Here is a 17928-nt window from a genome sequence, read left to right as displayed (position 1 = left end):
TGGCAGATGCAGGCAAACGCTTTTCTCAGGCGCCTGTCAGGATAGGGCTGTCACAACACTATAAACACAACAAGATGAGGTCTACGATGGGAAGCAATTCTTCTTTTTCTGCCCGTAGAACGGCACTGGCTATGGCCGTTGCGCTGTGTTGCGCCTGGCAATCCCCTGTTTTCGCCCACGGCAGCGAGGCGCATATGGTCCCAATGGACAAAACGCTGCAGGACTTTGGCGCGGACGTGCAATGGGATGATTACGCACAGATGTTCACCATTGCGAAAGACGGTGCCTTTGTGAAGGTCAAACCGGGCGCTAAAACCGCCATCGTCAACGGGAAAACCCTCAAGCTCGAGGTGCCGGTGGTGATGAAAGGCAAGAAAGCCTTTATCTCTGACAGCTTCATCAATGATGTTTTCCAGTCCGGTCTTGACCAGACTTTCCAGGTTGAAAAACGCCCTCACCCGCTGAACGCGCTGACGGCGGACGAAATTAAGCAAGCCGTTGAGATTGTCAAAGCCTCGGCGGATTTTAAACCGAATACCCGCTTTACCCAGATTGCCCTTGCTGAGCCAGAGAAAGCCAAAGTGTGGGACTTTGTGCTTAACGGTACGGCTGTGGATGCCCCGCGTCAGGCAAAGATTGTGATGCTCGATGGGAAGCACGTCATCGAAAGCGTGGTGGATCTGAAGGATAAAAAAATCCTGCGCTGGGAGCCGGTGAAAGACGCGCACGGCATGGTGCTGCTGGATGATTTCACTGCAGTGCAGCAGATCGTTAACGAGAGCACGGAGTTTGCCGGGGTGCTTAAAAAACACGGCATCACCGACCCGAAAAAAGTGATTACCACGCCGCTGACCGTCGGCTATTTCGACGGTAAAGACGGCCTGAAGCAGGAAGATCGCCTGCTGAAGGTGGTGAGCTATCTGGATGTCGGCGACGGCAACTACTGGGCGCACCCGATTGAAAACCTGGTGGCCGTGGTCGATCTTGAGCAGAAGAAAATCCAGAAGATTGAGGAAGGTGCCGTTGTTCCGGTTCCGATGACGCCGCGCCCCTACGATGGCCGCGACCGTATAGAGACGCCAAAAAAACCGCTCGACATCATTGAGCCGGAAGGCAAGAACTACACCATTACCGGCGATATGGTGCACTGGCAGAACTGGGATTTCCACCTGAGCCTGGACTCCCGCGTCGGCCCGATGATTTCAACCGTCACGTATAACGACAACGGCAAAAAACGCCAGATTATGTATCAGGGGTCGCTCGGCGGCATGATCGTTCCTTACGGCGATCCGGACGTGGGCTGGTACTTCAAGGCCTATCTTGATTCCGGCGACTACGGCATGGGCACCCTGACCTCGCCGCTGGTGCGCGGGAAAGACGTGCCGTCCAACGCGGTGATGCTCAACGAAACTATCCCGGACTACACCGGCGCGCCGATGGAGATCCCGCGCGCGATTGCGATTTTCGAACGCTACGCGGGGCCGGAATATAAGCATCAGGAGATGGGCCAGCCTAACGTCAGCACCGAGCGCCGCGAACTGGTGGTGCGCTGGGTGAGTACCGTGGGCAACTACGATTACATCTTCGACTGGGTGTTTCATGAAAATGGCACCATCGGCATTGATGCCGGCGCGACGGGTATCGAGGCGGTGAAAGGCGTGCAGGCGAAAACCATGCACGACGCCACCGCCAAAGACGATACAAAATACGGCACGCTGATCGACCACAACATCGTGGGCACCACGCACCAGCACATCTACAACTTCCGTCTTGATATGGACGTGGACGGCATCAACAACAAGCTGGTGGCGATGGATCCGGAAGTGAAGCCGAATACCGCCGGGGGTCCGCGCACCAGCACCATGCAGATCAATCAGTACGATATTGATACCGAGCAGCAGGCGGCACAGAAATTCGACCCGGGCACCATTCGACTGCTGAGCAACACAAGTAAAGAGAACCGCATGGGCAACCCGGTCTCGTACCAGATTATCCCTTACGCGGGCGGCACGCACCCGGTGGCGACCGGCGCGAAATTTGCACCGGACGAGTGGATTTACCATCGCCTGAGCTTTATGGACAAACAGCTGTGGGTGACCCGTTATCATCCGGATGAGCTCTACCCGGAAGGGAAATTCCCGAACCGCTCCATCCACGACACGGGCCTTGGGCAGTACAGCAAGGATAACGAGTCGCTGAACGATCAGGATGACGTGGTCTGGATGACCACCGGCACCACCCACGTGGCACGCGCGGAGGAGTGGCCGATCATGCCGACGGAATGGGTGCATACCCTGCTTAAACCGTGGAATTTCTTCGACGAGACGCCAACGCTCGGGAAGAAAAAAGACGAAAAATAACCATCCGCCGGGCAATTGCCCGGTTTTTTTTGCCCTGGCGTTTGAGGATCGTCCTGGCTTGCTTATAGTTACTGATATCTCACCTGCATGATTTATCCCCCGGACGGGAAAGGGCTTTATGGAAAAAAGAAAAAAACCGACGCTGGAACGGGCAACCTGGCCAACGCGCCAGGCCATGGTCATGCATGGACTGGCGATGAACCTGCCGTGGCTGGCCTTCGTCAATATCAGCTTCGCGGTGATGATTCTGCTGCGACACGTTCTGCTTAAGGCCAGCGATCCTCTTTATCCCCACTCGCCGCAGCTGACGAGAATCGTCGATGCCTCCATGCTCGGTATTATCATCCTCTCGGCTGCGCTGATCCTTATGGCCTGGCGGCGCATCGCCGGCATCAGCGTGGTGTTGTTTATCTGCAGCGCCATCTGGTCGGTCTCCTGCTTCTGGTTTATCACCCAGCTGCTGCTCCCGCACGTCTGGCCGCTGTGCGTTATTCTGTTACTCGCCGGTTTGACGGCGCTCTATTTCTACCCTGAAGGGCTGCTCGCCTTTGTACTCCCGCTCTGGATCACCCTGCCGATAGCAAGCTGGATACGAAACGATGGTCTCAACCTTCACTTCGTTGTTATCTGGAGCGTCTTTACGCTGATCCTGATCTGCGGGCGTTTTATTCTGCTGAGCTGGTTTGACGAAGCCTGGCGACGTAACCAGCAGAATCAGCTGCTGATTTCGCGGCTGGATGCGCTGGCGCATCAGGACCCGTTAACCAAAACCGCCAATCGACGGAAAATGGAGGTGGTGCTGGAGAACGCGGTTGAGCAGAAGAAGCCCTTCTCGCTGATTATGCTGGATATCGACTACTTCAAGCGCTACAACGACACCTACGGGCACCAGGCGGGTGACGACTGTCTGACGCGCGTGGCGCGCGTGCTTAAGCAGTCGGTGCGCACACCTGAGGATGTGGTGTCACGCTACGGCGGCGAAGAGTTTCTGGTGATTCTGTTTAATTGCCCGGAGAACATCGCTGAAAAGGTCGCCCTGCGTATCCAGGACGGCCTTCGCGCAGAGGCCATACCGCACGGCGCCTCGACGGTCAGCGACCATGTCACCGTGAGCATGGGGATTGCGGGGATGGCGGGGGGACTCGCGGGCACCGAGATTATCGCCCGCGCCGATGCGGCGCTGTATCGGGCGAAAGAGGCCGGGCGGGATCGGTGGTCGCTGTAGATAAAAGCCGGGTGGCGCTGCGCTTACCCAGCCTACGGTTCGAGTCGTTGTAGGCCGGGTAAGGCGTAGCCGCCACCCGGCTTGCTTTTTAATACCGCACGCACACCGACTTGGTTTCACACCAGCCGTCCAGCCAGTCCGGGCCAAAGTCACGCCCTGTCCCGGACTGCTTCATCCCGCCGAACGGCAGGTTGGCGTCGATCAGCGTATGGCTGTTCACCCACACGGTGCCCGCCTGCAGCCGATCGGTATACTCCAGCGCCTTGCTGATATTCTGCGTCCAGACGCTGGCCGTCAGGCCATATTCGGTGTCATTTGCCAGCTGGAGCGCCTCTTCCCCGTCGGCGACGCGTACCAGGTTGACCACCGGACCGAATACTTCTTCGCGGGTGAGCCGCAGCGAGGCATCCGGGTTCACCACCAGCGTCGGCGACACGTAATAGCCTTTGCCCTCCGGACCACGGTTACCGACGATCAGCTCCGCGTTGCGCGACGTCGCCTCATCAAGGAAAGACTGCACCTTGTCGCAGTGCGCACGTGACACCAGCGGGTTGATAAACGCCTCCGGCGACATGCCTGGCCCGACGCTCAGGGATTTCACCGCCTGTTCGAACCCGCCGACCAGCGTGTCAAACAGCGGCGCCTCTATGTAGATACGCGAGCTGGCCGCGCACACCTGCCCCTGGTTCAGGAAGCTGCCGGTCATCAGGCCTTCGATCACCCACGCCGGGTCCGCATCCTTGAGTACAATTGCCGGGTTTTTCCCGCCGAGCTCGAGGGTCACCCCGGTGAGCGTGTCCGCCGCCGCGCGGGCAATTTGCTTACCCGTCGCCGTTGAGCCGGTAAAGCTCACCTTCGCAATATGCGGGTGCGAGGTCAGCGCTGCGCCACACACCGCGCCGCTGCCGGTCACCACGTTGAACACCCCGTCCGGGATGCCCGCTTCACTGGCGAGTTCCGCCACGCGCAGCAGGGTCAGCGGCGTGGTTTCCGACGGCTTAATGACGATAGAGCAGCCCGCGGCCAGCGCTGGCATCACTTTCCACATGCCAATCATCAGCGGGAAGTTCCAGGGCACAATTCCGGCCACCACGCCAACCGGCTCTTTACGCGTCCACGCCTGATAGCGTGCCCCCTGCGGTAGCGGGATGGAGAGATCGAGGGTTTTGCCCGCAATTTTGGTGGTCAGCCCGGCGGTATAGCGCATCCAGTTCAGGGTGCAGCCGACTTCAAAGGCACGGGAGATGTTGATGGACTTGCCCTGCTCCAGCGTTTCAAGCTGAGCCAGCTCCTCGCCGTGCTGTTCGACGAGATCGGCGAAATGGAGCAGGATCCGCTCGCGCTCCGCCGGGAGCTTTCCTGCCCAGGTACGGGCCACAAAGGCGCGCCAGCCGGACATGACGGCACGATCAACGTCGTCGACGCTGGCATCGGCAGTTGAGGCAATCACCTCGCCCGTGGCCGGGTTGTAGACATTAAGCCGCTTTTCACTGTCCGACGCGGCCTGACGCCCTTCAATCCACAGGCCATGCTGTCGGTCTAAAAATTGTTGCACGGCAGGCTGAATAGCCACCAGTGATTCAGACATAGGATACTCCTTCGTTATTCTTCGTAGGGTGTTCATCCAGTCTAAGAGGGGTTTTGCATTCTCGCTTTTGTCTCTGTGACATTCGCTTTGCCACCTGTGACAGGCGCCGCAAATCGCGATAATTGCCGCTTATATCGCTGTTACCGGTGAGTGTTCTTTCCTATAGTCAGCCTCATAGCTCTGACAAAATGCAACACAAATGCAACAATGCGAAAACGTTGACGGTGCAGTGAGAGAAACGATGGCGTGTGCAAGCGAGCAGGAACAGTATCAGCAGTGGCTGGCGCAAATTAACCAGGTTTGCGGGCGTTTTAACGCGCAGCCCACCGGGGGCAGATTCTATGGCGAGCTGGAGACCAGCTATGCGCGCAGCCTGAAGCTCAGCACCGTCACCGCCGGCGGTGTCAACCTGTTCCGCTCCCGTGAGGAGATCAAACAGAGTAACGATGCCTGGTTCTATACCGTGTTTCAGCTCGAAGGCAGCGCGGAGATTGAGCAGGATGACCGTCGCGCGGTACTCAGAACCGGGGATATCACGCTGATTGACGCCTCACGCCCCTGCTCGATCAACTGGCAGGAAAAATCCCGCCAGATTTCGCTCCTGGTTCCCCGTCAGATTATTGAGCAGCAGTGCCGTTTTCAGGAGATAAGCTGCGCCACCGCCCTTTCCCGCACGCTGCCCACGGTGCAGCTGAGCCATCGCCTGTTGATGGAGAGCATGAGCAATGCCAGCCTGAGTGACCGGGAGAGTGAAGCGGCGCTCGAAGCGATGATCTGCCTGCTGCGCCCCGCTTTCCAGCAGCGCGAAATCATTCAGCCGCGTAAGGAGCGCCAGTTCCAGCATGTGGTGGCGCTGATTGACGACCACATTCAGTCTGAATCGCTGCGTCCGGAGTGGATTGCCGCCGAGAGCGGAATGTCCGTGCGCAGCCTTTACCGTATGTTTGCCGAGAAGGGGCTGGTGGTTGCGCAGTACATTAAAAACCGCCGCCTGGATCGCTGCGCGGAGGTGCTGCGCGCAGCCGGTGATGACGAAAAGCTGGCGGGGATTGGCTACAGCTGGGGGTTCACCGACCATAGCCATTTTTCAACGGCGTTTAAGCAGCGCTTTGGCGTTTCGCCGGGTGAATACCGCAAGCGCTACCGCTAGCTATTTTTTGAGCCACTTTCCGTTAATGCCCTTCACGTACTCGCCCGGCTGCGCGCGGGCAACCAGTTTCTGCCCTGCCATTTTGGCCACTTCATCGACCGGCAAATTATTGCTGTCAGCCAGTTTCTGGTAGCTTTCCGTGCGCGCCGCGTTAATGCGATTAACCAGCGCCAGCGTTTCGGCGTCCTGTTGAATCGGGGCAAGATAACCGCTGAGGGTTTCCCCCACGCGCCCCTGCGCCCGGGCGTCATTTAGGGTGAGCGTAGCCGCCTGCACGTTCATCCCCAGCGCCAGTAAAATCAGAGCTACTCGTTTCATGGCGTCCTCAGAACAGATCGCTGCGCGATTTCAGCAAAGTTTCAACGTCTTTATCGACCTTAATGTGGATCTCATGTTCGATTTTGACATTCATGTTGATGGTAATCGGCTCCTTTGGTGCAGCGACTTCAATGCGCGGCGTACAGCCGGACAGTAGCGCGGCAACGGCAACGGTGAGCGCACCAGCCATCTTTTTCATTGTTGTTCCTCACTTTCCTTGCCAGTCGAACTGCGGAGACCGGGTATCGCCGCGTGTTGCTCAAACCAGGTTTGCAGATTGTCTCCAAAACGCAGGCTGCGCCAGAGGGTAAAGACATTCTCGTCATGGGTATAGTTCAGGTTGACGGAGCTGCTCTTGCCATCGACCCGGCTGGTCCCCTTGATGGTCGCCTGCATGGTTAATTCACCCAGGTTATCTAAATTGATTCTCGTCCACGAACGCGAAATTTCCATATAGCGGAGCCAGTTAATCGCGGCGCCCGCGACCATATTGTCTTTCACGATGGCGTCGGCCGTATCTTTGTCGATGCGCAGCGTCATAGGCCCCGGGTTGGTCAGCCAGCCATCCTTAATGATCCATTTTTCGTTGTCCAGCCAGAACGGCAGCGCCCCGCTGACCGGCCCCGACATGGCAAACTGTTTTGGATTGACGGCGCTAATCAGCTCGCTCGATGAGATATTGTCCACGCGCAGCAGGGCCGGATCGTGCTGCGGCATCCGCAGCTGCTGCATGGTGATCTTCCCGCCGAGGGTTTCCACCTTCACGTTGGTGAGCAGCAGCGGATTGTCCTCCGTCCAGGGATAATCGCCCTGTAAATCCGCGGTAATGTTGCGCGCGGTCACCAGGTTTACCACTTCGCCAATGCGCAACGTGACCGGTCCGCGCGTGCCCAGAGACCAGGTTCCCTCGCTGAAGCGGAACGGCAGCACAAAATCGACGCCGTTAATCTGGTTATCGGGCATCCAGGCGCTGCCGGATTTCAGCACTCCGTGCCCGCCCGCTTCAAAGCCCTGATCGGCCGCCGCCGAGAAGGCGACCTGCGCATAAAGCTCCCCACCGCGCAGCGTCATTTTCCAGTCCGGCGGAATAAGCGGCTGGAATACGGTGAGAGACTGTTTCGGCCACCAGGCCTGCCCGCGAAGGCGCACGCCATCCCAGCGTCCGTTAACCTGTACCGGGCCGATGTTGTCCGCATGGAGGTCACCCTTAAACTGAAAAATCGTCGGGTCGGTGCCGTCGACGCTGAAGGTCAGGACCGAGGGCGGCAACACGCTGCCGCCGGAGAAACGGGTTTGCCCTGCGTTGAGCGACAACGCCCCACTGAAGGTTGGTTTTTCGGCATCGCGCAGCCAGCGTACAGGCCGATCCAGCACCAGACGCGGCGTGCTGACCTCCATCGTGCCATACTGAAGCTTGTCAAAGCCGGTGGAGAGTGCCGTCAGCTCAATAAGGTTGTCGCGCCACTCGCCTTTCCCGGCGACATCCCAGCGGGCATGCATCGGCGTAAAGCCGCCTTTGCCCCAGTAGCGCCACTGCCACAGGCCGTTATCGGGTAAAAAGTCGTTAGCCTGACCGTCCAGGTGGAGTTCAAAATCGCCCATCTCGTTTTCATGGGCGCGCAGAATCGCCTGTAAACGACCGTCCACCCCCTTCCGGGTGAGCTTCACGCCCGCCAGCGGCCAGCGGATTTCATCGATATCGAGCGAGTCAATGATGCGCCCGCGCGAGCGAAGCAGCGCGCCCGGCTCAAAAGCGAGCTGCGGTTCATACAGGCTGCCGGTCAGTTTTGCCGGTAACTTGGCGTAAAGAATGAGATCGTTTTGCTTCGCCTCGCCGCTCAGGTGCAGGGGCATGTCGCTGTTTTCCATGCTGAGCCTGCCGGGCCCAATATTCAGTACCGCGTTGCCTTTACCCGCATCGCCTTGCGTCAACACGTTCAGTCGTCCGGTCAGGGTGGCTTTCTCCAGCCCCTGCTGCCAGTTGTCGGCGCGAAGGGACACCCGCCCGCTCAGCGGCATACCCGAGAGATCCCAGTTCCAGCGCCCGTCGCTGATGTTGAGCTGTTCCGCCGTGATCTGCCACGGCAGGTCGAGAAGCGGATCGGGGTTGTCTCTCGCCATCACCACCAGCTGTCCCTGATTGTCTTCCCAGTCGAGATCGGCATCGACCAGAGACGTTAACTGTGGCACGTTAAAGGTCGCCACCGCGTGGCCTTTCACCGGCACGCCGTCCGGCACCAGCGGCAGGGTAAACTCGCCCACCAGCTTAATCGGCTGCGGCTGATCCGGGAGCTGAACATCGAACTGGCTGACCGAGAGCGTCTGACCGCGAAGCGTGCCTTTAATGCTGACCTGCTCGCCTTTATAGGCGATCTCCTGGCTGGACGGGGTTAGCGACGCCTGCAGCTCGCCCTGCCACTGCTGCCAGGGCGACAGCGTCAGACGGTGAATCGTGAGCCAGGTATTGGGTAACACAGCCTGCCATTGCGCCAGCGTTTTGGGGGCGACCGTTGAGGGCGCCGACTGGGGAATTTTGCTCAGGCAGACGGTGTTAAGATCCAGCGCGCCGATATCCAGCTTCCAGCGGCTGGGGTGTGACAGCGTCACGTTATCGATGCGGGCAATTTCGCAGTCTTCCACCAGATAGCGAAGATCGGGGATCACCAGCGCGTGGCGAGTCAGTTTTGGGCTCTCTTCGAACGCGATGCGCGTCCCGACGGGCAGCCAGATCCCGGCGAGCGTCGGCACCCACTGGGCGAGCGTCATCAGCAGCGTCAGCGGCAACAGTACGAACAGCAGTAAAAGCGCAAGAGCGGCTTTGTATTTACCCTTCATGGGCAGTTAATGTCCTGATTTAGCGAAAGAATTAAGCCGGCAGTGCCGATCATTGTCGCATGTTTAGCGGTTGAGTTGAAGTTGACGCCAAGTTAAGAATAGATGCTGTAGTAGTAAGCGGTAATTTTTTTGCTATGCGTAACCTAAAGAATATAGTTTCGGTTCAATTGGTTACGCATAAGTTCAAGAATAATCGCAGAGCAGATTTGCGACATTAATACCTATTCCGTGGCATTGCCAGCAGGTAAAGCATGGCGAATATCAATGACCCCCAATACACCGAGTCGTACCGCCAGGGATCAAAATCAATATGTAAAAAACCGCTAACAAACTCATAGCCGTTGGCAAAAACGTTAATTTGAATGGCTGCGATGGCTATCACAAATAGCGTATAGGCAATGAACAGAGGATATTTATGAAGCCTGTTGACCTTGAGTTTCCCGAGGTACAACAAGAAAAAAACGACAATAGATACAATAAAATAGCATACGGCAGGTAGAATCGGTGGGGTTAATGACAACTCGAATTGTTCCGACATAATTAATTCTCTTTAGCTATCTGGTACATCTGCCAACCTGTGACGCTTCCACTGGTTAAATCCAGAGCCATCGCTGTTTTAGAAGCCTCTTGCCATCCTCTGATATAATCAGATTCAATGTTGCGAAACAGACTCCAGGATTTTTCTCGGGGAGCCAGTACTCTCCTGCCCGCGCCATAGGCTGATAAAGAGATATCAACTACTCCATAGACAATATCAGCTTCATTATTCCCATAGCCGAGTTTCGCTGCTACGTAACGATAAGCATCTCTTAGCGTGCCAGACCGATCTTCACGATAAAGAAGATAGTATCCATTTTCATACATGTTGTTTAGCCCATGAGTAATCATAGGTGCACCATACGCAGCACAGGCCAGACCCAGCGAACCGACGCATAAACTAGCGCCCCCATACACTTGCGCCCCACCGGCAACGAAACCGATCTGTTTAAGCGCTAAAGTCGTCGTTGTTGTTCGGTTTTTTTCAACAACAATAAATAACTTAGCTTTATTGAAGGTGAGTAAATCATCCTGTTCCTTAAGATGATGTATCTGTTCATCAAGTAATTGAATCCCGCCTGACCAGGTCAAGCAATGCGACTCGATCTCCCTTCTCAGGTGAGCAACAAGTTGTTGAGTTTCAAAAAAACATACCAGCGGTACCATAAAGCAAATGCTTTGTGGCAATTCGCTGCGCAAGATTTTCAATCTCTAAGACTTTCTCTTCGAAATGACTTTTATCCCGATTATGGTTGTACATTCGGTCTCCCTGTCATTTTAAAATGATAGTAATAATACTACCTTCGATGTTAGGACATTCAAAGAGCTACGTCATTTTAACAGCTAAAGGTAGTCACATTTTCAAGCATTGGGAAACCACTTACCCAAACATACGCACTTGTTGTGACTTTAGTCTCCCCCATAGCCCCCTTAGAGTAAAACAAGCAGACATGTCGCTGGTGTCAGTCCCGCTTAAGAAATCGGTGGATATGAATATCATGGAGTTAGGGTGCACATATGCTCTAGAATAATTGATAGAACTTATTGAATTCAATAATATTTTAGAAATTGTAAGATAATTTTAATCATGCTAACGTGAATGCAAAATCACTGGAGAAAGTCTTATGAAACTCGCGGTATACAGCACAAAGCAGTACGACAAAAAGTATCTGCAACATGTTAACGAGGCTTACGGGTTTGAGCTTGAATTTTTCGACTTTCTGCTGTCCGAAAAAACCGCCAAAACGGCGCACGGCTGTGAAGGCGTCTGCATTTTCGTAAACGATGACGGCAGTCGCCCGGTGCTGGAAGAGTTGAAAAAACAGGGGGTGAAGTACATCGCCCTGCGCTGTGCGGGCTTCAACAATGTGGACCTCGACGCGGCAAAAGAGCTGGGTCTGAAGGTGGTGCGCGTTCCGGCGTACTCCCCGGAAGCGGTGGCTGAACATGCGATTGGCATGATGATGTCCCTCAACCGTCGTATTCACCGCGCTTATCAGCGCACCCGTGACGCCAACTTCTCGCTGGAAGGGCTGACCGGCTTTACCATGTACGGCAAAACCGCTGGCGTAATCGGCACCGGTAAAATTGGCGTGGCTGCCCTGCGCATTCTGAAAGGCTTTGGCATGCGTCTGCTGGCATTCGATCCGTACCCAAGCGCCGCAGCGCTGGATCTGGGCGTGGAGTACGTCGACCTGCCGACCCTGTTCTCGCAGTCCGACGTGATTTCTCTGCACTGTCCGCTGACCCCGGAAAACTATCACCTGCTTAACCAGGCGGCGTTTGACCAGATGAAGGATGGCGTGATGATCATCAACACCAGCCGCGGCGGGCTGGTTGATTCTCAGGCTGCTATCGAAGCCCTGAAGACCCAGAAGATTGGCGCGCTGGGGATGGACGTGTATGAGAACGAACGCGATCTGTTCTTTGAAGACAAGTCTAATGACGTCATCCAGGACGACGTGTTCCGTCGCCTCTCTGCCTGCCATAACGTGCTGTTTACCGGTCACCAGGCGTTTCTGACGGCCGAAGCGCTGATCAGCATTTCTGAAACCACGCTGGGGAACCTGCAGCAGCTGGAAAAGGGCGAAGCGTGCCCTAACGAGCTGGCTTAAGTGCTACGCCGGGTGGGCGGCTAAGCCTCACCCGGCGCGTTTGTTTCCCAGCTCCGGTGCGCAACGCGCCACCAGAGCAGGACGGCAGCCAGCGCAATCGCGCTCAGGACACTGAATGCCGTCGCAAACGAGTAATGACCGGCGATCGTCCCGGTTAATGCCGGACTCATGGATGCCCCTACTCCCTGCATCAACATCACCACGCTCTGGCCGGCATTGACGTGCCCGCTTCCGCGCAGCAGCACCACAATAAACGACGGTACGACGACACCCAGGATCCCGGCGGCCAGGCCGTCGAGAATTTGTACCGGGATCATCATTAACGGCGCATCCGTGGATGCCGCCAGCGCCGCACGCACCGGCATAACCAGCAGCGCCAGCATAATCAAGCGCCAGTAGCCATAGTGTTCGATCCGACGCGAGGCCCAGATGGCGACGGGGATCATCACGGCCTGAGAAATGATGACGGTACCTGCCGCATACAAACCGGGGTTGATCGCGGCAGGTGCCGCGGCAACCCTCATGCTCAGCATCGGCAGCAGCGCGGCGTTCGCCAGGTGGAACAGCAGCAGCGTCAGCCCGGTCACAAACAGCGCCCGGTTTTTCATCAGCACCGCAAAACCGGGGACCGGCAGGCTCGCTGAAGAGGACAGCCCGCGCGCCGCGTCGTTATCGATATCGCTGTTGCGAATGGCAAGCAGCGCACACAGCGTTAGCAGCGTGGTGCTGGTCATCAGCAGGAAAATCCCGCCCACGCCCCAGTACCACGCAATGCCGCCCGCGATCAGTGCAGTAACAAAGTTGCCGCCGTGATTGAACGCCTCGTTTCTGCCCATCTGCGCGCTGAACCCGCTCTGGCCGGTCAGCCCCAGGGTAATTCCGGCGATCAGCGGACCGACAAACGCCGCGCAGATACCGGAGACAATTTGCGAAACGGCGACAACAGCGCTCTGCTGGCTAAACCAGAGCAAGAGCGTGCTAAGAGTGATGAGCAGGCACACCAGCGCCAGCACGGTCCGCTTGCTGCGCGAGGTGTCGGTGATGAATCCCGCCGGCAGCGTGGCCAGTAACCCCGCCAGCCCGCCGGCCGTCATCAGGATGCCGATATCATCAGGGGTCCAGTGGCGTTCGGTCAGGAAAATACCGAGGAAAGGCCCCAGACCATCACGAACATCAGCAATGAAAAAACTTGTCAGGCATAACGCCCGCAGCGAACGAAGAGACATACTTCCTGCCTTGCCTGTTATTGCCTGAAATAAGCAAAATGCAGTATACCGGGTATTTTTGAAAATCAGATGACGTCTGAAAAATATTCCCTGCAAACTTAAACAATACATCAAGGGCGCTGTTTTTTTACTTTACTCATTATTGCGCCTGCTTATACTGGCAAAAAATTTCACAGGAGTCCTTCGTTGGAAAGCCATTTTATCGTTGATACGAAGGTAAGCTGACGCGATTTTCTCGCTGCTTGCCTTAACGGTGGGCAGCAATCCTCTTGACGTGATTGCATCCCAATACATTAAGAACGACCAAATTTTTGGGGCATCGCGATGTTCATGTTTCATCATTCACTCTTTCCACCGCCCTCGCGCTGACATGCTTTGCGTTTTAACGGCGTCATATTGTGCTTTGTGAAGCGCTGACGCTTATCGTGTAACCATGTTAACAGGCGACAGGCTGATGTTCCCTTATATCTCTCATCTGCTCGCAGCGATGCTGCTGGGCGCAATTATTGGCGCGGAAAGACAGTGGCGCCAGCGTATGGCCGGGCTTCGTACCAATGCTCTGGTTGCAACGGGTGCGGCCGTGTTTATTTTAAGTTCCCTCTCGACGTCACCCGATAGCCCGGGGCGTATTGCAGCGCAGATTGTCTCCGGAATAGGTTTTCTTGGCGCTGGCGTTATTATGCGTGAGGGAATGAATATTCGCGGTCTTAATACCGCCGCGACACTGTGGTGTTCGGCCGGAATTGGCGTGCTATGTGGATTAGGTCAATTCTGGAATGCCGGTATGGCCAGCGTGATTATTCTGTGCGCCAACATCCTGCTTCGCGAAGCTGCGCAGCGGATTAATCAACTGCCCGCGCTCCATGAAGGCGAAAAATGCTATGTCCTGAAAATCACCTGTGATGACGAGCATGAAGATGCGGTGCGGCAGAGTGTGGTCAACATGGCGAAAGAGTTGACGTTGAGTCTGAAAGCCATTTATTGCGATACGGCGCAAGCAGAAGGAAAAACCGAAATACGGGCCGAGGTGATGACCCGTGAGGAATACCGGAAATTACTCGAGCTAATTATGGGTAATATCGGCGGGAATAAAATTATGGCTTCCGTAAGCTGCCACGCAATATGAATACGATACCGGGCATTGCGCCCGGTTGAGGCTTCCCGTTTTGCAGAAATGGGCAGTGACGTGGGCCGATGAATCCCAGGATGTCCCGTTCAAAAGACGTTTTTTGTCACACTACTTTGACGAATTCAGAGGCAGGTTCGACCGGACGAATATCACAGAACAGAAATTTGTACCCGTTATGACACCCTGCTCTCTGTTTTGCTGAAATTAACGATCTACCTTGAGTTGTGTGAAAAACACTCAGGAGGGACACATGTACAACTCAATTTTGGTTCCCATTGACATTTCCGAGGATAGCCTGACGCACATGGTTATCCCGTTCGTTCAGGCACACACCGCACTTAACACGGCCAAGGTCCACTTTCTTACTGTCATTCCATCGCTTCCCTATTATTCATCGTTAGGTTTGGCCTACTCCGTGGAAATGCCGAAGATGAAAGAATTCCAGCACGCTGCTTTAGCGAAACTGGATGAGATTGTTAAGCAATTCAAAATTCCTGCAGATAAGATACAGACCCACGCCGTGACGGGATCGCCTAAGGATCAAATCCTTAAGCTCGCTGACACAATCGACGCCGACCTGATCATCATTGCCTCTCATAAGCCGGACATCTCGACCTATCTGTTGGGTTCGAACGCTGCGGCAGTGGTGCGGCATGCGAAATGCCCTGTGCTGGTCGTTAGATAGAACGCGCTTGCGTCTCAGTATACGGTCAGATAGCAGATGACAAAAAACCGGGCGAGAAGCCCGGTTTTTCATTTTCGCTTCCCGGCGTAAAGCGTGCGAAGCTGATGGAAGCACACTTTAAAGATCTATTCTGTTTGCGTTTAAATTTAATTCCGTAATGGCGGCCGGTTTTCCAAGCAAGTAGCCCTGAACTTCATCACATCTATTTTTTTTAAGAAAAGAGAGCTGTTCGGTGGTCTCCACCCCTTCTGCAGTGACCGCCATTGAATAGGCCTTACCCAGATCGATAATTTTTTCTACGACTGATTGGTTCTGTGGCGAATCGGCCAGGGTAAAAATAAAACTCTTGTCGAGCTTGAGTCCATCAAACTGAAACTTCCGGAGATAGCTCAGAGAGGCATAGCCGGTACCGAAATCGTCAATCAAAATACGGACGCCCATTTTTTTGAGAGCCTTCATGGTCTGCAAGGTCTTTTCAGGATCGGAAAGCGTGACATTTTCCGTCACTTCTATTTCCAGTCGGTCAGGTTCTAGCCCTGTTTCGTGCAGGATCTCTTTTATCCTTTCAGCAAGATCGCTTGCCTGGAATTCGATAGCGGAAATATTTACGGATACCGATAGCCCCGGCAATTTATCTTTTGTCTCCGCACACGCTTTGCGTATGACCCAGTTGCTGAGGTTAATAATCAGACCTGTTTCTTCAGCCAGCGGGATGAACTGATCGGGCATCATCGTCCCTCGGTGCGGGTGCTGCCAACGTACCAGCGCTTCGACGGCCTCTATCTTAGAATATCGGAGGTTATAACGGGGCTGGTACACCAGATAGAGTTGCTCTTCGCGAATCGCGGTTTTCAGTTCGAGTTCCAGTTTTCTCCGTTCAGTTAACTTTTCCGACATATCCGGGCGATAATAGACCCATCTGTTTCTGCCGGATTGCTTAGCCTGGTAAAGCGCAATATCGGCATAGCGTAAAAGATCGTTTGCGCTGCTGCTATCCAGGGGAGCCAGCGCAATCCCCATGCTTACGCCTATTGCGACATCATTACCCTCAATGGAGAAAGGACGGTTGAGTTCCTGTACGATGCGGTGACACACCTCATCAATCTGGTCTTTTTGGCTGGTATTGCCGAGAAGAAGCATAAATTCATCCCCTCCCTGCCGTGCGACAAAATCACCTCGACGAACGCAATTTTTAAGACGTAGAGCGACCTCGCCAAGCAGCGCATCCCCCGTGGAGTGCCCAAAAATATCATTGACGGGTTTAAACTTGTCTAAATCGAGGCAAATCATGGCAAAGGGATAATGGTTAAGGTCTTCTTTAGCCAACTGGCCTGCCAGAAATTCCTTAATATGATAGCGGTTCGGCAGACCGGTTAATTCATCATGACGTGACAGGAACTCCACCCGTTTAGTTGCTTCAACTTCCAGAGAAACGTCGGTTGCCGCGCCTCGCAAAACCACCGTTCCATCAGGCTGAGCAGAAAGCTTTGCCAGAAGCGTGCAATAGGCCGTAGATTGTTGCGCATGAATATAAGGACAGTTCTTAAATTCAAAGCGTTCAGTTAATTCCCTGAACCTCACACAGTCTTGTAATAATCCGGTTGTAGAAGGAAAGAGCTCATCCAGCCTGCGGCCTATCCATTTGCTATTTTCATATCCCGTTACTGTAGAAAAACGACCTGAAAGCCAGGTTATCTTTAACGATAAATCTGTTTCCCAGAACCAGTCGCTGGTTGTTTCACTGACGTCCCGGAATCGTTTTTCACTGGTGATAAGATTCAACCGCGCCTGCTCGAGGAGAAAGGTATTTTCGTCAAGCATTCTCGCCTTCTGCATAATATGGCGCATGAGAATAACCGTCATCGATACCGTCAGAATAACTGAAAGAATGAGTAATGGTAAAAAATAAATAATCAACGCCTGGCCGGGATTTTCACCGTCCCAGATAATTTGCACATCACCATTCTGGGTGCTTAAGGTAAATTCTGTTTGATTGTTTATTTGAGAAGTGATTGCATCAGGTGACGTACGAACATTTTTAATACCGGCATCCTGCCCAATCGCGAGGAGTTTTTTAGCCGTTAACTTGTCTACAAACACCATTACCGACGGTTTCCCCGGCAAGGGTTGCACGCTCGCGTCATCGCCCGTTGTTATCCATTCAGCAGAAACAATGGCTGGAACGGAATCGATAAGCGTGAGTATAGAAACCGGCAATCCATTGTTAACGCTCACCTCACGGAGTAATCGCTCCTTGATTGATTTATCTAACCAGCGCCCGAGATCCTGAAGCTTCAGTTTCCCGTCAAGCACGCTGTATCGCGTGGTTCCTTCCGGGGAGAGAATAAACACCCCTTCGTAGCCAAAGTTGTCATACAGGGACTTACCCAGGTTCTGCTTATCCCATGCCCAGTGAACGTCAGTGTTCAAATGAAGATGTTTGTAGGCATCTCCCCATTCAGCATTATCTTTCAAGTGACTTCGCATGCTTTCCTGGCGGGAATCCAGGGCTTTCCTTAACAAAAATTCATCGTGCTTATCGCTGATTTTATTAACATTATTTTTTATTAATAGCAGGGAAATTATTGCCGCAATGAAAATACTTATCAACAATGTCACTATATAGGTAAAGGTTTTATTTATCAGCCCCTTAGAAGGCTCGGCATCCGTAAAACCGGGATTGTTCAGAGGTAGGGTCATCATTCGCCTTCTTATACTGCTAATACGTCAATTTTTATGCCACCTTTATTTATCGGCAAAG

At 54.3% G+C, this 17928-nt stretch carries 14 protein-coding genes; 6 read left to right on the top strand and 8 right to left on the bottom strand.

All coding sequences use genetic code 11. The features are described from left to right. The first annotated feature begins 86 nt into the window (after positions 1-86). Together tynA and ACEPLT_RS10210 are read left to right on the top strand one after the other, a co-directional pair. Positions 87-2360 carry a primary-amine oxidase gene (gene tynA, locus ACEPLT_RS10215; RefSeq protein ID WP_039025619.1) on the top strand — a complete coding sequence of 758 codons (2274 nt, stop codon included), beginning with the start codon at positions 87-89 and terminating at the stop codon, positions 2358-2360. Between the two features lie 118 nt (positions 2361-2478). After that, positions 2479-3585 (top strand): GGDEF domain-containing protein, encoded by a 1107-nt coding sequence (locus ACEPLT_RS10210; protein ID WP_023344047.1) that lies wholly within the window; start codon positions 2479-2481, stop codon positions 3583-3585. Positions 3586-3673: 88 nt separating this feature from the next. Here ACEPLT_RS10210 and ACEPLT_RS10205 read toward each other — a convergent pair whose 3' ends face one another. Then, positions 3674-5173: an aldehyde dehydrogenase family protein gene (locus ACEPLT_RS10205; RefSeq protein WP_021241325.1), complete on the bottom strand. Its 1500-nt coding sequence runs from the start codon at positions 5171-5173 to the stop codon at positions 3674-3676. A gap of 241 nt (positions 5174-5414) precedes the next feature. Here ACEPLT_RS10205 and feaR point away from each other — a divergent pair, with 241 nt between their 5' ends. Next, the gene (gene feaR / locus ACEPLT_RS10200) at positions 5415-6323 is read left to right on the top strand and encodes a transcriptional regulator FeaR (RefSeq protein WP_021241324.1); all 909 of its coding nucleotides are present in this window, start codon (positions 5415-5417) and stop codon (positions 6321-6323) included. Here feaR and ACEPLT_RS10195 read toward each other — a convergent pair whose 3' ends face one another. The 5 genes from ACEPLT_RS10195 to ACEPLT_RS10175 form a co-directional block, all read right to left on the bottom strand. Beyond that, positions 6324-6641 carry a YdbL family protein gene (locus tag ACEPLT_RS10195; protein ID WP_008502387.1) on the bottom strand — a complete coding sequence of 106 codons (318 nt, stop codon included), beginning with the start codon at positions 6639-6641 and terminating at the stop codon, positions 6324-6326. A 7-nt stretch (positions 6642-6648) separates the two neighbouring features. Beyond that, the gene (locus ACEPLT_RS10190; RefSeq protein WP_008502388.1) at positions 6649-6840 is read right to left on the bottom strand and encodes a YnbE family lipoprotein; all 192 of its coding nucleotides are present in this window, start codon (positions 6838-6840) and stop codon (positions 6649-6651) included. Continuing rightward, the gene (locus ACEPLT_RS10185) at positions 6837-9476 is read right to left on the bottom strand and encodes a YdbH family protein (protein ID WP_232928872.1); all 2640 of its coding nucleotides are present in this window, start codon (positions 9474-9476) and stop codon (positions 6837-6839) included. Before ACEPLT_RS10185 ends, ACEPLT_RS10190 begins: the two co-directional genes overlap by 4 nt. Before the next feature lie 214 nt (positions 9477-9690). Further along, positions 9691-10014, bottom strand: a complete 324-nt coding sequence (locus ACEPLT_RS10180; RefSeq protein ID WP_008502390.1) for a hypothetical protein — start codon at positions 10012-10014, stop codon at positions 9691-9693. A 2-nt stretch (positions 10015-10016) separates the two neighbouring features. Continuing rightward, positions 10017-10721, bottom strand: a complete 705-nt coding sequence (locus ACEPLT_RS10175) for a DUF4225 domain-containing protein (protein ID WP_232928870.1) — start codon at positions 10719-10721, stop codon at positions 10017-10019. 416 nt (positions 10722-11137) lie between these two features. Between ACEPLT_RS10175 and ACEPLT_RS10170 the strand changes: the two genes are divergently transcribed. Continuing rightward, positions 11138-12127, top strand: coding sequence for a 2-hydroxyacid dehydrogenase (locus tag ACEPLT_RS10170; RefSeq protein WP_008502392.1), 990 nt, complete (start codon positions 11138-11140; stop codon positions 12125-12127). 20 nt (positions 12128-12147) lie between these two features. Here ACEPLT_RS10170 and ACEPLT_RS10165 read toward each other — a convergent pair whose 3' ends face one another. Continuing rightward, complete coding sequence (locus ACEPLT_RS10165) at positions 12148-13353, bottom strand: MFS transporter (RefSeq protein WP_232928868.1); 1206 nt, start codon at positions 13351-13353, stop codon at positions 12148-12150. A 454-nt stretch (positions 13354-13807) separates the two neighbouring features. Here ACEPLT_RS10165 and ACEPLT_RS10160 point away from each other — a divergent pair, with 454 nt between their 5' ends. Together ACEPLT_RS10160 and uspF are read left to right on the top strand one after the other, a co-directional pair. Continuing rightward, positions 13808-14479, top strand: coding sequence for an MgtC family protein (locus ACEPLT_RS10160; RefSeq protein ID WP_025911395.1), 672 nt, complete (start codon positions 13808-13810; stop codon positions 14477-14479). Between the two features lie 253 nt (positions 14480-14732). After that, positions 14733-15167: a universal stress protein UspF gene (uspF, locus tag ACEPLT_RS10155; RefSeq protein WP_023344035.1), complete on the top strand. Its 435-nt coding sequence runs from the start codon at positions 14733-14735 to the stop codon at positions 15165-15167. Positions 15168-15284: 117 nt separating this feature from the next. On the opposite strand, the gene ACEPLT_RS10150 is transcribed toward uspF, so the two are convergent. Beyond that, positions 15285-17867, bottom strand: coding sequence for a bifunctional diguanylate cyclase/phosphodiesterase (locus ACEPLT_RS10150; RefSeq protein WP_232928866.1), 2583 nt, complete (start codon positions 17865-17867; stop codon positions 15285-15287). Between the last annotated feature and the right edge of the window lie 61 nt (positions 17868-17928).

Source organism: Enterobacter sp. fkY84-1, assembly GCF_052974705.1.
This window is presented reverse-complemented; position numbering and strand designations above follow the sequence as displayed.